The organism is Micromonospora sp. NBC_00858, assembly GCF_045207365.1.
GTDB lineage: Bacteria > Actinomycetota > Actinomycetes > Mycobacteriales > Micromonosporaceae > Micromonospora.
Genome location: NZ_CP108828.1, coordinates 820114 through 837659 on the forward strand (window position 1 = coordinate 820114; position 17546 = coordinate 837659).

Annotated in this window: 13 protein-coding genes; 4 read left to right on the forward strand and 9 right to left on the reverse strand. The window is 71.9% G+C overall.

Annotated elements, in window-relative coordinates; genetic code table 11:
- Positions 1–12: 12 nt before the first annotated feature.
- The 8 genes from OG990_RS03825 to OG990_RS03860 all read right to left on the reverse strand — a co-directional run bounded on the left by OG990_RS03825 (position 13) and on the right by OG990_RS03860 (position 11416).
- Complete coding sequence (locus OG990_RS03825) at positions 13–1071, reverse strand: LacI family DNA-binding transcriptional regulator (RefSeq protein WP_406078995.1); 1059 nt, start codon at positions 1069–1071, stop codon at positions 13–15.
- A 377-nt stretch (positions 1072–1448) separates the two neighbouring features.
- Entirely contained in the window at positions 1449–2285 is an 837-nt protein-coding gene (locus OG990_RS03830; RefSeq protein WP_406077537.1) for a transposase family protein, read from the reverse strand.
- A 270-nt stretch (positions 2286–2555) separates the two neighbouring features.
- Positions 2556–3467, reverse strand: coding sequence for an amidohydrolase family protein (locus tag OG990_RS03835; RefSeq protein WP_406078996.1), 912 nt, complete (start codon positions 3465–3467; stop codon positions 2556–2558).
- A complete protein-coding gene (locus OG990_RS03840; RefSeq protein ID WP_328418644.1) occupies positions 3464–4273 on the reverse strand; it encodes a metal-dependent hydrolase in 810 nt (269 codons plus the stop codon). The genes OG990_RS03835 and OG990_RS03840 overlap by 4 nt, the downstream gene beginning before the upstream one ends.
- 102 nt (positions 4274–4375) lie before the next feature.
- Positions 4376–6010: a serine/threonine-protein kinase gene (locus tag OG990_RS03845; protein WP_406078997.1), complete on the reverse strand. Its 1635-nt coding sequence runs from the start codon at positions 6008–6010 to the stop codon at positions 4376–4378.
- A gap of 119 nt (positions 6011–6129) precedes the next feature.
- A complete protein-coding gene (locus OG990_RS03850) occupies positions 6130–7860 on the reverse strand; it encodes a serine/threonine-protein kinase (RefSeq protein WP_406081642.1) in 1731 nt (576 codons plus the stop codon).
- Between the two features lie 134 nt (positions 7861–7994).
- A complete protein-coding gene (locus tag OG990_RS03855) occupies positions 7995–9329 on the reverse strand; it encodes a glycosyltransferase family 4 protein (RefSeq protein WP_386983713.1) in 1335 nt (444 codons plus the stop codon).
- Positions 9330–9469: 140 nt separating this feature from the next.
- A complete protein-coding gene (locus OG990_RS03860) occupies positions 9470–11416 on the reverse strand; it encodes an amylo-alpha-1,6-glucosidase (protein WP_406078998.1) in 1947 nt (648 codons plus the stop codon).
- Between the two features lie 42 nt (positions 11417–11458).
- Here OG990_RS03860 and OG990_RS03865 point away from each other — a divergent pair, with 42 nt between their 5' ends.
- Positions 11459–14167, forward strand: coding sequence for an MGH1-like glycoside hydrolase domain-containing protein (locus tag OG990_RS03865; RefSeq protein WP_406078999.1), 2709 nt, complete (start codon positions 11459–11461; stop codon positions 14165–14167).
- A 146-nt stretch (positions 14168–14313) separates the two neighbouring features.
- On the opposite strand, the gene OG990_RS03870 is transcribed toward OG990_RS03865, so the two are convergent.
- On the reverse strand, positions 14314–14697 hold the full coding sequence (locus OG990_RS03870) for a DoxX family protein (protein WP_406079000.1): 384 nt from the start codon (positions 14695–14697) through the stop codon (positions 14314–14316).
- Between the two features lie 233 nt (positions 14698–14930).
- Between OG990_RS03870 and OG990_RS03875 the strand changes: the two genes are divergently transcribed.
- From OG990_RS03875 to OG990_RS03885, 3 genes are all read left to right on the forward strand, one after another.
- Positions 14931–15812, forward strand: coding sequence for an RNA polymerase sigma-70 factor (locus OG990_RS03875; RefSeq protein ID WP_406079001.1), 882 nt, complete (start codon positions 14931–14933; stop codon positions 15810–15812).
- A gap of 270 nt (positions 15813–16082) precedes the next feature.
- Positions 16083–16754, forward strand: coding sequence for a DNA polymerase beta superfamily protein (locus OG990_RS03880; RefSeq protein WP_406079002.1), 672 nt, complete (start codon positions 16083–16085; stop codon positions 16752–16754).
- Positions 16754–17530, forward strand: a complete 777-nt coding sequence (locus OG990_RS03885) for a DNA polymerase beta superfamily protein (protein ID WP_406079003.1) — start codon at positions 16754–16756, stop codon at positions 17528–17530. Before OG990_RS03880 ends, OG990_RS03885 begins: the two co-directional genes overlap by 1 nt.
- Positions 17531–17546 lie beyond the last annotated feature (16 nt).

Here is a 17546-nt window from a genome sequence, read left to right on the forward strand (position 1 = left end):
CGTTTTAGCTGGTCAACCCCCGTTGGTCGGTGACCGCCCGGGTGCGTCCGGTGCTGGCCGTCGTGGCACGGCGGTCGATCCCCGGACTTCCAGCGCACATGGCAGCAGTTGCTGGTGGCGCTCGTCGCCGGACCCGTCCAGGTGGCGCAGCAGCGCCTCGATGGCGATCCGACCCATGGCCGAACCGGGAGACGTCATCGCGGTCAACGCCGGGGTGGCCAGCTCGGCGACCTGCCGCGAGGTGACCATCGAGACGACCGAGACGTCCTCCGGCACCGAGAGCCCTCGGCCGGTCAGCTCGCCGAGGATGCCGAAGATCGCGGTCTCGTTCATGGCCAGCACGGCGGTCAACTCCGGTGCCTGCGCGAACGCGGCGGCCAGGGCCGCCCGCCCGCCCGCGGCGCTGTCCTCGGCCGGGATCATCACCGGCTCCAGGCCGTGCCCGGCCATCGCCGACACAAAGGCGTCCCGGGTACGCAGCGCGGGGCCGTAGCCGCTGGCCAGGGTGGCGGCCGAGTGGTTGACGTAGACGATGCTCCGGTGGCCCAACCCGACCAGGTGGGCGACGGCCTCCCGCACGGTCTGCTCGAAGTCGATATCGACGTAGGAGAGCGCGGTGGTGTCGCCGGTGCGGCCGATCAGGACCAGCGGAACGCCGGCCTCCTGGAGCACGGTGACCCGCTCGTCGGCGAGCTGCACCTCCATCAGCACGACCCCGTCGAGCATCCGCTGGCTGGCCAGCCGCCGCAGGTCGTCGAGGTCGCCGCCGCCGACCGGCGAGAGCACCAGGTGGTAGCCGGCGGCGCTGGCTGCGGCGGCGGCGCCGGTGACGAAGGCGGTCTCGGTCGCGCCGAGGCCGCGCTCGTCCATCGGCATCAGCAGGCCCAGGATCCGGCTGCGCCGGCTGGCCAGGCCGCGGGCCATCGCGTTGGGCTGGTAGTCCAGCTCGGCCATCGCGGCGAGCACCTTGTCCCGGGTGGCCTGGGAGATCGGCCGGGTGCCGGTGAGCACGTACGACACGGTGCTGACCGAGACCCGGGCGAGGCGGGCTACGTCGTGCATGGTGGCCATCGCGCACCTCCTCCGGCCCAGCGTGGGATCGCTCCCGAATAATCGTCGAAGCGTTTCGACGAAGCGTTTCGACAGACGCTAGGCCACCCGTTACGACGACGTCAATAGCCGATGTCGAAAAGAAAGTCGGGCTGCCCTAAGGCCCCTCGGTGCTGCCCGTACTGGCCGCGCCGCGTCCCTCACCCGCCCCTTGGTGGTGCGCCGAACGCCATGGTCACGCTCGATCCTGGATGTAGTCGCCTCGTACCCCACCGGAGGCCACTACATCCAGGAGCTTGTCTCATCCTGTTTGGGCTGCTCAGGGATGGTTGACAGGTCGTGGTGGTGTGGTTGGGGTGCTGGTGTGCGGGTGTGGATCTTCGGTGTTGATCATCTGTCTAGCGGTTGATTTCGGTGTTGGTCAGCACGAGTAGGGCGCGTAGCAGGGTGGTGGCGTGTGGGCGCCAGCCGTGGCGTAGTCGGGTGAGGATGCGCCAGTTCTTGAGGTGAGCGTGGGCGTGTTCATTGGCCGCGCGTTCGCGGCTGAGCAGGGTGTTCACGCTGTGTTGGGCGGGGGTGAGGGGGTGGTGGCGGTTGCCGCGTCGTCCGGTGATGACGGTGGGGTTCTCGGGTTGGTCGTCGAGGCGGGTGTGGATGCGGTCGCAGATGACGGCGAGGTCATGACGGCGTAGCCGGGTGGGTAGGCGTAGGCGTTTGGCTTGGGTGGCTTCGTGGGTGCGGGCGCCGGCGGCGGCGGAGATCCAGAGCAGCCGGCCGTGGTGGTCGGTGAGGGTGAGTACGCGTAGGTGGTGAGCCTTGTGTTTGCCGCACCACAGGCGTCGTTCGGCGCGGCCGCTCGGGCGGTGCACGGGCAGGCAGGTGCCGTCGAACAGCAGCGGGTCCTCACTGCTGGTGCGGGCGGTGTGGGTGAGGACTCGGTCCAGGCGGGGCGCCATCGCGGCGAGAGTGGTGATGGTTTGCCGAACCCAGCGGCGCACGCTGTGATGCGACACCCCGTAGGCGGCGGCGAGGTCGGCGGGACGCTGATCATGGCGGAGCACGGCCAGCACGATGAGGGCGACCTGCTCATCGGGCAGCTTGCGCCACCGCGAGCGCACACCACGGCGATACCGGCGGATCGCTTGAGTGATCATGGTCAGCGACTTCGTCGACAAGGGCAGATGGACCTGGTAGACCAGAGCATGGCCCTCGGTGGGCGTGTTGTCGTGTGTCACGACCTGCAACCCTCACCGAGGGCCCTGCTATGAGCCACGCGCAACACCGGAACAGATCGAACCTTCCCGAGGGCAGTCGATCATCAGCGAAGATCACCACACCCTGACCAGCGCCGCGACCCCACGACTCGTCCTGTCAACACCACCCCACCAGCCCAAACAGGATGAGACAAGCTCCAGGATCGAGCACGATCTTGGATGCGACGGCACCCGACGGGCCGCGCACCCGACGGCGGCGCCCTGCCCACCCGGGCGGCGGAGGCCGCGGGGTCAGGAGAGGTCGAACAGGGCGGCGGCGCTGTCCCAGCAGACCGCGCGCAGCCAGTCGTCGCCCAGGTCCAGCCGGGCCAGCCCGGTCAACTGATCGGCGTACGGGTAGGGGATGTTCGGGAAGTCGCTGCCCAGCAGTACCTTGCCCGCCAATCCCAGCTCGCGCAGCCGGGGCAGCTCGTCGGCCGGGAAGGGTACGAACCGGTCGAAGAACGGGGTGAACGCCATCGTGGTGTCCAGCCGGACCCGCTCGTACGCCTCGGCGAGGTCCAGGAACGCCCGGTAGTCGGGGGCGCCGAGGTGCGCCACCACGGCGGTCAGCCGGGGGTGGCGGGCCAGCAGGGCGGCGAACGGCTCCGGTCCGGTGTGCGTGGTCCCCACCGGGGCGTGCCCGGCGTGCACCACCACGGGTACACCCGCGTCGGCGAGCATCCCCCATACCCGGTCGAGGTCCGGGTCGGTCGGCGAGAAACCGCCGACCTGCACGTGCACCTTGAACAGCCGGGCCCCGCCGATCAGCGCGGCCTCGACATAACCGGGAGCCTCCGGCTCCGGAAAGAACGTGGCCGAGGGCAGGCAGCCCGGGGTGGTCCGGGCGAACTCCAGCGTCCAGCGGTTCAGCTCCGCCGCCATGCCCGGTCGGTGCGGGTACGCCAGCGCGCCGAACGCGCGTACCCCGAGCCGGCGCAGGTGCGCCACCCGGTCGGCGTCGCTCCACCGGTAGCGGATGGGCCACTCGGTGCCGACCAGCGGCCCCGCGGCGTCGAAGTACTCCCACACCCGGCGCAGCAGCCGCGGTGGCAGGAAGTGCACGTGCACGTCGGCCAGCCCGGGCAGCCCGAGCGCGCGCCAGAACTCCGGCACCTGCTCATCCGCTGCTGGCGGTGACTGCTGCGGCGCCGGGTCGGTCATATCTCGATGTTGAACCGTTGCAGCACCGAAGGAGCGATCAGACCCGCGGTGGAGAGCAACGCGACCACGGTCAGGACGGCGCGCAGCACGACCACCTCGGTCTTGCTGCCGGTACGCAGCGCGATGCTGTTCGGCAGGCCGATCATCGTCCACATCCGCCGTCTGATCGGGATCGGCCAGAGGATCGGCACCCCGGCCCGGGTGATCATGTCGCCGAGGATGTGCACGAAGCAGCCCACCCCCACGGCCACGCCGATCAGCGGATAGCCGCGCCCGCCCGGGAGGTTGACGAAGGTGAACCAGGCCGCCCCGGCCGAGGCGAGGGTCACGATCACCCAGCCGGCCCGCTCAGCCCAACCGTCGAACAGCCCGCGCAGAGCCAGGCCGAACATGAAGAACAGGATGGTGATCACCGCCCACTTGCCGTACGCGGTGCAGAGCGCGGTGGTGCCCCAGCCGACCAGCAGGGTGAACGGGATGGTGTGCGTCAGCGTCCGGTGCCCGTTGTTGCGCCGGGGATCCTTGCTGAGCTTCGTCGCGTAGTAGACCCCGAGCGAGATCTTCTCCATCACCTCGGCGACGAAGAGCGAGAAGACCCCGAAGGTGCGGGCCACGGTGGCGCCGCCCTGGTTGCGGGTCACCTTGCCCGACAGGTCGAGGTCGGGAAAGAGCGCGCCGCCGGCGCACACGGCGGTGCCCACCGCCAACGCGAGCGGCGACTGCTGGTAGTCAGCGAACTGGTCCAGTGCCCAGGACCCGGCCAGCCATACCGCCGCGCCAGACAGCGCGTGCGACGGTCCCATCATGTCGGCTCACCCTCCCCAGGGATCTTGAGCGCCAAAACTACGCCACTGTAGTCAGCGTCGGCGCCGCAGGGGCATCACCCGGACGGTCCACAACGGACGGTCTCAGAGTGCGGGGGTGAAGCTCTGCCGGATCATCGGCAAGTATGTCGCGTTGACCTGCCAGTCGAACTCTTTTGTCAACCACGAGACGGTGTAGGCGCGCCCGGCCGAGGTGTTGGCCAGCAGCCGGAAACTGTGCACCCGGTCGCCGGCCGCGTTCTCCCAGGCGCACTCCCAGATCGCGCCGCCCTCGAAGATGTCCAGCGCGGAGATGTCCACCTTGCGATAGCCCGGTAGCGCCTCGCCGCCGGTGAGCCGGGCCTCCTCGGCCTTCCAGTACGCCACCGGATCGGGTCGGGCCGGCCCAGCCTCGACGCTGAGCACCCGAGGGCCGTCGGGCTCCCGGAAGCAGGTCACCGCCTCCTCGGTCCAGCGCAGCCAGGTCACCGGCGCGGCGATCCGGAAGCCGGCCGGGTCGTCGTGCCAGGTCCAGCCCTCCACCAGCCGGTACCGTGCGCCAGCCGGCGGCGGCACCGACGGCACCGGGACGGCCGTCGGCGGCGGGGGCGTCGCGCAGGCGAACGCGGCCGGCCGGGGGGTGGTGACGCCGCCCCCGGAGCCGGACGGCGGCGTTCGTCCGTCGCCGCGGTTCATCAGTGCAAGCGTGACGCCCACCGCGGCGAGCAGCGTGGTGACGGTGGCCGCACCGCCCAGGGCGAGCAGCCGCCGACGTCGGCGGCCGGGAAGGGGCGCCGGCCGGCGTCGCCGGCTCGCCGGGTCGGCGGGCTGGGCCGACTGGTCGATCAGAGCGGGCACGGCGGCGCGGCCTGCTTTGCGCACCGCCGCCACCGCCGCGGAGCGGGCCGGCTCGGCGGGCTCGTCGTCGTCCGTCGCCGCGCTCCGCAGCAGCGGCTCCACCTCGGCGGCGGTCAACCGCCGCCAGGGGTCGCGTTGCAACAGCCCGGTGAGCGCGGGACGCAACGGCCCGGCACGGCGCATCGGGTCGGGCGGTTCGATGGCCAGCGCGCTGAGCGTCGCCATCGCACTCGACCGGGCGTACGGCGAATGCCCCTCGACCGTCGCGTAGAGCGTCGCGCCCAGCGACCACAGGTCGGTACGCGGGTTCGACACCCCGTCGCGGGCCCGCTCCGGGGCGACGAACTGCGGCGAACCGAGCACCATGCCCGGCCCGGTCATCGCCCCGTCGCCGCCGTCGAAGGTGGCCAGCCCGAAGTCGGTGAGCACCACTCGACCGTCGTCGGCGACCAGCACGTTGTGCGGCTTCACGTCGCGGTGCAGCACCCCGGCGCTGTGCGCGGCCCGCAACGCGGCGAGCACGGCCAACCCGATCCGGGCGGTGCGCTGCGGGCTCAGCGGCCCCTCGTCGCCGATGATCTGCTGCACCGAGCGGGACGGCACGTACTCCATCACGATCCAGGGGCTCTCCCGGTCGTGCACGACATCGTAGATGCGGACCACGTTGGGGTGGTTGAGCCGGGCGGCGGTGCGCGCCTCGCGCAGCGTCCGCAGCCGCAACTCCGCGCGTTCGGTCTCGGCCAGCCAGGACGGCGGCACGACCTCCTTCACGGCGACGTCGCGATGCAGCATCTCGTCGTGGGCCAGCCACACCCGGCCCATCCCGCCGGTGCCGACCAGGTCGAGCAGCCGGTACCGACCCGCGATCAGCAACTGCTGCACCGCCGCTTCCCCTCGGTCACCCCGGGTTACACGATAGCCACCGACGCGGGTTTTCTCATCCGCTGAGCGGCCTCGATCCACGCCGGACGGTGGTCGGGAGAACGACCGTACGGTGCAGGTCAGCGGGGTGATCGGAAGCTGTTTCGCAGTACTGTCCAGTCCGCGCCGGCGGCGGTCCAGTCCCGGTCGTCGGTGGTCCAGCCCAGCATCCAGCGACCGCCCCCGGCGGGTGGATCGACGACCTGCTGTCGGGCGTGCAGCCGGGCGCCGTACGGCGCGTCCCACCGGCACTCCCACTCCGCCCCGCCGCCGCTGGCGGCGAGCCGGATCTCGTCGTAGCCCGGCAGCGCCCCGTCACCGGCCGCCGCCTCGCGGAGCGCCCGCAACCGCGCGAGCGGATCCGCGGCGCCACCCTCGGCGACGCTGAACACCCGGCCGGTCGCCGGGTCCTGGAAGCAGGCCACCGCTCGGTCCCGGTAGTAGTGCCAGCTCGCCGGCACGGAGACCCGGAAGCCGTTGGTGTCGGCGTGCCAGACCCAGCCGTCCGGCGGGCGAAACTCCTCGCCAGGAGCCGGCGACCTGGCCGGCACCGGCGCGCCGATGATGTCCGGGCGGACGCACGGAAACGGGGGCGGGGGCAGGTCTCTCCCGCCTAAGGGTGGGGGCCGGTTGCCGCCATCGCCGAACGGACCGGCCGGGCCACCACCACCGGGCGCACGGTCGGGGCCGCCACCGCCGGGCAACGGGTCCGCAGACGGCGTGGGCGTCGGCCGGCTGGCGGTCCCCGTCGGCTCGTCACCGGTGACGGCCAGCGCGGTGCCGACGCCGGCGGCGGCCGCCACCAGCAACGCCGCGACGACCAGGCCCGCCTGGCGCGCCGCACGCCGCCCGGCCGGTCGGCCGAACGTCCGAGCCGGTGCGTCGGCGGTGACATCCGGCTCGTCCGGGGCGTCGGCTCCGGTGGCGGTGGGTTGGTCGGGCTCGGACAGCCGGACGGTCGGGTCCTGATCGGACACGGTGGGCTGGTCGTCCGGGTCGGGCACCGGGGACGGGTCGGGCACCGGGGGCGGGCCGGACACCGGGGGCGGGCCGGTGACGCCGGTTGCGGCGGCCGTGAGCAACCGGTGGGCCTCGTCGTGGTCGACGCGGTGGCGCGGGTCGCGGCACAGCAGCCCGGCGAGCACGGGCGCGAGCGGTCCGGCGCGCGAGGCCGGGTCCGGCGGTCCGGCGGCCAGCGCGCTCAGCGTGGCCATCGCGGTGCTGCGGGCGTACGGGGAGCGGCCCTCCACGGCGGCGTACAGGGTCGCCCCGAGCGACCACAGGTCGGCGGCCACGGTGGACACCCCCTCGGCGGCTCGCTCCGGGGCGACGTACTGCGGGGAGCCGAGCACCATGCCGGGGCGGGTCATCGCGCCGTCGCCGCCGTCGAAGGTGGCCAGCCCGAAGTCGGTGAGCATCACCCGCCCGTCGTGTGCCATGAGCACGTTCTGCGGCTTCACGTCACGGTGCAGCACCCCGGCCGCGTGCGCGGCGTGCAGCGCGCCGAGCAGGGCCAGGCCGATCCGGGCCGTCCAGGCCGGCTCCAGTGGCCCCTCGTCGTCCAGCACGTCCTGCAGGGTGCGCGACGGGACGTACTCCATCACGATCCACGGGCTGCCCTCGACCGGGACGACGTCGTAGAGCCGGACCACGGCGGGATGGTTGAGCCGGGCCGCGGCGCGTGCCTCCCGCAGGGTGCGCGAGCGCAGCTCGGCCCGCTCGTGGTCGGCCAGCCAGCTCGGCGGCACGACCTCCTTGACCGCGACCTCGCGGTGCAACATCTCGTCGCGGGCCCGCCACACCAGGCCCATGCCCCCGCGGCCCACCAGGTCGAGGAGCCGGTACCGACCGGCGATCAGCACCTGTGCACACTCCTCCTCAGCCGCTGTCCGGGATACACCCTAGTCAGCGGATCGGGAGAGACCTATCGGTCGTCCGCCTCGGCTCAGCAGGCGGCGTGGTCCGCCCCGGCGAGCAGGTTGCCCTCTGGGATGGCGATCCGGGTACGTCCGCCCGCCAGTCGGGCGGCGGCCCGTCGGGCCTGTAGTGGACCGTGCTCGCGACGGGCGGTGGTGTAGCTGGCGGCGGTGCGGGCCGCGATGGTGGCCCAGCCGTACCGCTCGCCGACCATTGTGCGGGCGCGTCGGGCCATCCGCCGGGCGAAGACCTCGTCGCCGAGCAGTTGGCCGACCGCCCCGGCGAGCGCGTCCGGGTCGCTGTGCGGGAACGTCACGCCGGTCACGCCGGACTCGACGATCTCGGCGAGCCCGCCGGTGCGGGCCACCGCGAGTGGCGCCCCGGCGGCCGCCGCCTCCAGCGCCACCATGCCGAAGGGCTCATAGAGGCTGGGCACCACGGTCGCGTCGGTGGCGCCGAGCACCGCCGGCAGTTGGGTGGCGTCGAGGAAGCCGGTGAACCGGACGGTCGAGCAGAGCGCGAGCCGCCGGGCCTCCTCCTCCAGTTCGGGGCGGTACGGGCCGTCGCCGGCGATCACCACGCGCAGCCCGGGGTGCCGCTCGCGCAGCCGGGGCACCGCGTGCACCAGGTGCTGTACGCCCTTCTCGTAGACCAGCCGCCCGGCGTACCCGATCAGCGGGCCCTTTCCGGCGAAGCGTGCCCGGGCCGAGGCGACCGCGCGCGGTCGGGCGCGCCAGGCCCGGTCGTCGACCCCGTTGGGCACCACGTCGACCAGCGCGGCCGGCAGGTCGAACAGGGCGGTCACCTGCTCGCGCATGTACCCCGAACAGGTGATCACCCGGGTGGATGAGCCGCTGAGCCAGTGCTCGACGCCGTGGATGGTGCGGTTCATCTCCTCCGGCAGCCAGCCCTGGTGCCGGCCCGCCTCGGTGGCGTGCATGGTGGTGACCAGGGGCAGGTCGAGGTGTTCGGCGAGGGTGATGGCGGTGTGGGCGACGAGCCAGTCGTGGGCGTGGATGACGTCGTAGGTGCCGGCTTCGGTGGCGCGCAGGGCGGTGCGGGTGAGGGTGTGGTTGAACGCCATGGTCCAGGCCAGGAGGGAGCTGGTGGCCAGGGGGAAGGTGACGGGGTCTTCGGGGGCGCGCAGGATGCGGACGCCGTCGGCGTACTCCTCGAGGGGTGCGCCGTCGGCGTGCCGGGTGACGACGGTGACGTCGTGGCCGGCGGCGGCGAGGGCGACGGAGAGAGCGTGGACGTGTCGGCCGAGGCCGCCGACGAGCACCGGCGGGTACTCCCAGGAGAGCATCAGCACCCGCAGCTGCCGGGCGGGGTGGATGTCGATCACGTGGGCGTCGGGTGACATTGCGGCCCCCTTTGAGTTGTCCCCGGGCGCGCGCCGACCTGCACCGGAGCCGGTGCCTACCGTCGCGTCTGGATCTCCGACCCATCCTGCCGGGGTCGAGATAACCAGCGGAGACACCGCCGTTGCGGTCGTGTAAAGCGCTACTGGCCCTTTCGACGCACCCGCAGCAGCTCGGCCACCGACCACGCCTGGAACGGGCAGCCGGTCGCGGCATGCGGCGCGAGGCCATCGGCCGTTTCGCTCACCGAGCCTAGCCCAAACTCGGTCAGATGCGCCTCAATACCGATGAAGACGTCATCGACCGACATATTGCCCCGACGGCACGCGTCCACGTACGGGCCGAGCAGCCACGGCCAGACCGTGCCCTGGTGGTAGCCGCCGTCCCGCTCGGCCGGGCCACCCCGGTGCCGGCCCACGAACTCCGCCGAATCCGGCGCGAGGCTGCGCGGCCCGAGCGGGGTCAGCAGCCCGGCCGCGACCCGGCGCAGCGTCGGCTCGTCCGGCTCCAACGGCGCGAACGGCAGCGACCAGGCCAGCAACTGGTTGGGGCGCAGCGCGTCGTCGTCGTGCAGGGCGGCCCCGCCCAGCGGGTACGCCGGCGCGGGCGCGTCCAGCACGTCGTGCAGCCAGCCCGTCGGGGTCGGGTAGCGGTCCCGGAACGAGGCGGTGGCCTGCCCGTGCCGTCGCCACAGCTCGCCCGCGTCCTGCCCGGCCAGCTCGGTCAGCTCGGCGAGCCCGGCCAGCCCGTTGATCCACAGCGCGTTGACCTCGACCGGCTTGCCGGTACGCGGGGTGACCGGCACGCCGTACACCCGGGCGTCCATCCAGGTCAGCGCGGTGCCCGGGGCGCCCTGGGCGAGCAGCCCGTCGGCCGGGTCGACACCGATGCCGTAGCGGGTGCCGGCCAGGTGCGCGTCGATGACCGTGCGCAGGGCCGGCAGCAGCTCGTCGCCGAGGTCGGTATCGCCGGTGATCGTGACGTGCCGGCTCACCGCGTGCAGGAACCACAGCGTGCCATCGACGGTGTTGTACTCCACCCGCCCGGTGTCGGCCGTGTTGGCGAGCATCCCCTCGGACAGCGTCGCCGCGTACGCCCGCAGCAGCTCCCGACCCTCCTCGGCGCGGCCGGTGCAGAGGAACAGCCCCTCGTACGAGATCATCGTGTCCCGCGACCAGGCGCCGAACCACGGGTACCCAGCCACCACGTCGATCGCCGTGCCGCCGCCGGGACGCACCACGAACGCGTCCGCGGCCAGCGCGAGCGTCGCCTGCACCGGGTCGGCCGGCTTCGCCGCGGCCACCACCTGCCGGTTACGCCGCCGTGCCGTCGCCACGATCTCCTCGGCCGGTGGCGGCTCCTCATCCAGCCGGCCGGCCCAGGCCCGCACCGACACCGTGTCGCCGGGGCGCGCCAACTCGCCGGCGAAGCGTCCCACGTACCAGAGATCCTCGTCGGCGGGCAGGCCCCGGGTGGCCTCCTCGCGGTGGTGCACGCCCAGCCACCACTGCCCCTCCGGCGCCCAGCCCGGGCCGGCGAGCCGGTACGCCCCCTCGACGACCGCGCCGCCGGCCACCGGCTCGACCTGCGGCGTCGGGCCGTCGGCGCGCCGTTCGCCGTGCGCGTCGCGCCAGGTGCAGGCGGCGGAGAGCTCCAGCCGGACCGGCCCGCCGGCGACCAGCCGGTGCACCACCGCCACGCAGGAGCGGCCGGGCAGCATGGCCAGCTCGCGCTCGATCACCACCGCGCCGATCCGCCACCGCCACCGGGGCAGCCCGTCGACCAGGTCGAAGCGCTCCAGCAGCTCGAAGCCGCGCGGGTCGACGTCGCCGGAGGACCACTCGTGCGCGCCGAGCCGGACCCGCGCGCCGGACGGCAGGGTGACCGCCGGGTCCAGGCTGATCAGTCCCACCCGACGGGACGCCGGGGTCTCGCCGGGCACCACCAGCAGTCCGTGGTAGCGGCGGGTCCGCAGCCCACCGACGGTGCCCATGGCGTAGCCGCCGATGCCGTCGGGCACCAGCCACTCCCGGCTGGCGGCGCTGGTCAGGTCGCCGCAGACCTGCGGGCCGAAGCGAATGTCGATCAACTTTCCTCCACCGGCGGCGGGGTGTAACACGCCACGACGAGAATGGCCGCTGTGGTCAAGTACCGCGGCGACGTCAAAGATGTGCACGTGATCACTGACCGATCGTCCTCCGACGCCTCGCCACCCGACGCTGAGCGGCTCCGGCTCGCTCAGGCCAACTCGGGGGAGCAGGACTGGCGCGCATGGGGGCCCTATCTGTCCGAACGGGCGTGGGGGACGGTGCGGGAGGATTACAGCGAGCACGGTACGGCCTGGGACTACTTCCCGCATGACCACGCGCGGTCCAGAGCCTACCGGTGGAATGAAGACGGGATGGCTGGCGTCTGCGACGACCGGCAGACCTTCGCCTTCGCCCTCGCGCTGTGGAACGGCACGGACCCGATCCTCAAGGAGCGGATGTTCGGCCTCGGCGGTGACGGCGGCAACCACGGTGAGGACGTCAAGGAGTACTGGTGGTACGAGGACTCCACGCCCACCCACTCCTGGATGCGCTGGCGCTACCACTACCCGCAGGCCGCCTTCCCGTACGACGAACTGGTCGCGGTGAACGCGCTGCGCGGCCGGGACGACACCGAGTACGAGCTGGTCGACACCGGGATCTTCGACGACGACCGGTACTGGGCGGTGACCGTCGACTACGCCAAGGCGTCCCCCACCGACCTGTGCATGGTGGTGACCGTGGCCAACCGGGGCGACCGGGCGGCCACCCTGCACGTGCTGCCCAGCCTGTGGTTCCGCAACACCTGGGCCTGGGGGCTGCCCGGCGGTGACCGGATTCCCCGGCTGACCGGTGAGGGCGCGAGGCTGGTCGGCGAGCACCGGGTGTTCGGCCAACTGCTGCTGGAGGGCGACGGCGACCCCGTGCCGCTGCTCTGCGACAACGACTCCAACGCCGAACGGCTCTGGGGCCTGCCCGGCCGGTCCCGCTACCCGAAGGACGGCATCAACGACCACGTGGTCAACGGCGCGGCGACGGTCAACCCGGCGGGGGAGGGCACCAAGGGGGCGCTGCACTACGTACTCGATGTGCCGGCCGGCGGTCAGCGCCAGATCCGGCTGCGCCTGACCCGCACCGCGTCGCCGCCGGCCGCCGCGCCGCCGCCCCGCGCGGATCTTGGCGACGGCTTCGAGGCGGTGGTGTGGGCGCGGCGGGCCGAGGCGAACCGCTTCTTCGCCAGCGTGATCCCGGAGGCCGCCACTCCCGACGAGGCGCTGGTGGCGCGGCAGGCCATCGCCGGGCTGATGTGGGGCAAGCAGTTCTACCATTTCGACGTCAAGCGCTGGCTGGACGGCGATCCGGGCTCGACGCCGCCGCCGGCCGGACGCCGGCACGGGCGCAACAGTGCCTGGTGGCACATGACCAGCTTCGACGTCATTTCCATGCCCGACCCGTGGGAATATCCCTGGTACGCGGCCTGGGACCTGGCCTTCCACTGCGTGAGCATCGCCCGGGTCGACCCGGGCTTCGCCAAGGAGCAACTGCTGCTCCTGCTGCGCGAGTGGTACCTGCACCCCAACGGGCAGATCCCGGCGTACGAGTGGGCGTTCGGCGACGTGAACCCGCCGGTGCACGCCTGGGCGGCGCTCAAGGTGTTCGAGATCGACGGCGGCCGGGACTACGAGTTCCTGGCCCGGGTGATGCACAAGCTGCTGCTCAACTTCACCTGGTGGGTCAACCGCAAGGACACCGGCGGCAACAACGTCTTCGAGGGCGGCTTCCTCGGGCTGGACAACGTCGGGCCGTTCGACCGGTCGGCGGCGCTGCCGGTGGCCGGTGTGCTGGAGCAGTCCGACGGCACCGGCTGGATGGCCATGTACGCGCTGAACCTGCTGGACATGGCGATCGTGCTGGCCGAGCACGACCGGACCTGGGTGGACACCGCCACCAAGTTCTTCGAGCACTTCGCGTACATCGCCGCCGCCGCGTACGAGCAGGGGCTGTGGGACGACGAGGACGCCTTCTTCTACGACGTGCTGCGGCTCGCTGACGGCACGAAGGTGCCGTTGAAGGTCCGCTCGGTGGTCGGGCTGCTGCCGTTGGCCGCCACCACCCGACTCACCGCCCGGACCCTGCACCGGCTGCCGGAGCTGGGGGCGCGGCTGCGCTGGTTCCTCACCAACCGCCCGGAGTACGCCGAGGTGATCGGCACCCGCCGGCTGGGCCCGGACGGCCGCCAGCAGCGGCTGCTGTCCATGGTCGGTCCGGAGCAGGTCGTTCGGCTGCTGGCCCGGATGCTCGACCCCGACGAGTTCCTGTCCGACTTCGGCCTGCGCACACTGTCCCGCGCCCACCTGGACAAGCCGTTCTCGGTCACCCTCGGCGGGCAGGAGTTCTGCGTCGGCTACGAGCCGGCCGAGTCGACCAGTGGGCTGTTCGGTGGCAACTCGAACTGGCGCGGCCCGATCTGGATGCCGACGAACTTCCTGCTGATCAGCGCGCTGCGCGACTACGCGGCGTTCTTCGGCGACGACCTTCAGGTGGAGTATCCGACCCGCTCCGGGGTGAAGCGCACGCTGGACGAGGTCGCCGACGACCTCTCTGCCCGGCTGATCTCGCTGTTCACCCAGGACGACTGGGGTCGACGGCCGATCTACGGTGCGTGCCGGATCTTCCAGACCCATCCCGACTGGCGGGACCTGATCGCCTTCCCGGAGTACTTCCACGGCGACAACGGGGCCGGGCTGGGCGCCTGGCACCAGACCGGCTGGACGGCCCTGGTCGCCGACCTGATCCTCACGCTGCGCCGCTGACCCCACCGCCGCCGGGTGGCCCGGCGTACGCCGGCGGCATGATCGTGCTCAATCCATGATGTAGTGGCATCCCGTCGCCCCGAGGCCACTGGATCCTGGATCGAGCACGATCTTGCGGGTCGCTCAGCCTTGTGCGACCTTGCTCGTCAGCCGTTGAAGGATTCGGGGCCGAGGCGGCCCCAGGCCACGTAGGCGGCCAGGGCGAGATAGGCCAGGTTCAGCACGATGAACTTGCCGTCGCCTTGCCGGAGATGGGTGATCACCGCGCCGACCATCAGCAGGATCCAGCAGACGGCGGTCACCGGCACCAGGACCGGTGCGATGTCGAGCACGGCCGGCAGGATCAGACCGACCGCAGCCAGGAGTTCGAGGACCCCGAGGGTCTTCACGAAGCCGACGCTGGCGTGCTCGGTCCACCCTCCGCCGGGGGCCTCGGCCAGTTTCTCCTTGGGCACGAAAGTCTTGCTGATGCCGCCAACCAGGGCGACTATGGCCAGCAGTCCGGCAGCGACCCACAGAGTGACGTTCATGAGGTTTCTCCTCGCAGGGTTGTTGGCGACTCTGGTCTCGAAGTCAGCGTCGCCATCGGCTCGGGCAGGAGATGCCGCCGGCTCGATTCCTGTGACAGCTCGGCCAGGTGACGCCCGTCACAAGCGCCTGTTGTCACCGAAACCAGCGGAGCGGTGTCTTGTGAGCGACGCAGCCGAGATCGAGGACAGGAGCCGCCGGTGGCCAGCACATTCCGGAACCCGGGAGCGCAGTCATGAGCGCGGATCCGGGTACCGAAGCATTCGTCACCCACCGCAACCTGCTCTTCACCGTCGCCTACGAGATGCTCGGCTCGGCCGCCGACGCCGAGGACGTCCTCCAGGAGACCTGGCTGCGGTGGGCGGACGTCGATCTTGAGACGGTGCGGGACCAGCGCGCATACCTGGTCCGGATCGCCACCCGCCAGTCGCTCAACCGGCTGCGTACGCTCGGCCGCCGCAAGGAGTCCTACGTCGGCTCCTGGCTGCCCGAGCCGCTGCTGACCACGCCCGACGTCGCCGACGACGTCGAGTTGGCCGAGAACGTCTCGATGGCGATGCTGCTGGTGCTGGAGACGCTCGCCCCGACCGAGCGGGCGGTGTTCGTACTGCGCGAGGTGTTCGATCTGGCTTACGACGAGATCGCCGAAGCCGTCGACAAGAGCCCGGCGGCGGTCCGCCAGATCGCCCACCGGGCACGAGTACATGTCGCCGCGCGCCGGCCGCGCGGGGTTGTTTCGCCGGCCGAGGCCCGGGGTGCGCTTGAGGCGTTCCAGCGGGCGGTCGAGACCGGCGACATGCAGAGCCTGCTCGACATCCTCGCGCCGGATGTCGTGCTCCTGGGTGACGGTGGCGGAGTCAAACAAGCGCTGCTGCGGCCCGTCACGGGGGCCGGCAAGGTCGCCCGGCTGCTGGTCACCAGGAAGGTCAGGATCGCGGCCATGTCGATACAGCCGGCCGAGGTCAACGGCTACCCGGCGCTGGTCCTCCGGCTCGATGGCGAGATCGACACGGTCGTGGCGCTACGCATCGACGACGGCCTCATCACGGGGCTCTACGCTGTGCGCAATCCCGAGAAGCTGTCGCATATGCAGCGGGAGACCGCCCTGCACCGCTGAATCCGTGACTCGCATGACTGGTGGTGCCACCGGGTCGTCAGCGGGCCGACCCGAGCAGACGGCGCCACCATGCGGGGCGGGTGTGCCCGTCGCCTGGTGCGGACGGTCCTGGGACGCTACGAACCTCCCAGTGCCTCCCGGAGCCATCACTCCGCCGGCCACCACCATTGTCCAGCTTCACACCACCTGGTTGACGTCGCTGGATGCCATGCCGAGGCCTGCCGGAAAAGATCACGCGCCCGGGGTGGGGCTTGGGTAGCGTTGCCGAGCGTGATCGAGCTTGTCGAGCGGCATACCGTCCTCGCCGTGGTGGTCGGGTCGCGGGCGTACGGGCTGCACGGCCCGGGCTCCGACTACGACCGGCGTGGTGTGTATGCGGCACCGACCCGCGCGTTCTGGCATCTGGACAAGCCGCCCACCCACGTGGACGGGCCGGCAGCGGAGCAGTTTTCCTGGGAGTTCGAACGCTTCTGCGTGCTTGCCCTGCAGGGCAACCCGACGGTTCTGGAGGTGCTCTGGTCCCCGCTGGTCGAGACGATCACCGAGGACGGGGAGCGGTTGCTGGCGGCGCGGCGGGCGTTCCTGTCGAGTCGGGTGGCCGAGACGTACGGCAGTTACGCCCGGGATCAGCTGAAACGGGTGGCGGCCCGCCGGGAGCGCACCGGGGAGACGAATCACAAGCAGGCGATGCACATGATCCGGCTGCTGGTCGCCGGAGCGCATGTGCTGCGTACCGGGGAGGTTCTGGTCGACGTGCGGCACCTGCGCGACCGGCTGCTCGCGGTGCGGCGCGGTGAGCTGCCGTGGGACGTGGTCGGCGCCTGGGCGGCGGACCTACTCGCCGACCTCGCCGACGCCGCCGCCACCACCGCGCTGCCGGTACAGCCCGACCGGGAAGCCGTGGACCGGCTGCTCACCGCCGTACGGGAAAGGAACCTGTAGTGACCACCGAGGTGCCGTCGTGGGCCGGCGAGGCCGCTCGCGCTCTGCCCCGCCCGCTGTTGTTCGCCACCGTCAGCGGTGCCCACCTGTACGGGTTCGCGTCTGTCGACTCCGACCTGGATCTGCGGGCCGCGCACCTGCTGTCGCCGGGTGAGGTGGTCGGGTTGCGCACCGGCCCGCAGACGTTGCAGCACACCGGCGTGCGCGACGGTGTCGAGTTGGACGTGGTCAGTCACGATCTGCTGAAGTTCGCCAAGCTGTTGAACAGCCGCAACGGGTACGTGCTGGAGCAGTTGCTGTCACCGCTGGTGGTCGTGACCACCGCGGTGCACGCCGAGCTCATGTCTCTGGCACCGGGACTGATCACCCGTCACCACGCGCACCACTATCTCGGGTTCGCGGCCGGCCAGGAGAAGTTGTACGCCAAGACCGGGCAGCTCAAGCCCGCGCTGTACACGCTGCGGGTCCTGCTCACCGGGATCCACCTGATGCGGACCGGCCGCCTGGAGACGGACCTCGGTGTGCTCGCGACGAGGTTGGCGTACGTGCCGGACCTCATCGCCGCCAAGCGGGAGGCCGAACACGGACCGCTCCCCACTGGCGCCGCGCAGCGGCTCGCCACCGACGTGCCGCGGCTGCGCGCCGAGCTGGAGGCGGCCCGGGACGCGTCGGCGTTGCCCGACCGAGCGGACCCGGAAGCCGTGAACGCCCTGCACGACCTGGTGGTGCGGACCCGCCTGGGCGCGATGGCCGACGGCGTCGTTCCGCAGAGCTGAACCGCGACCAGTGCCG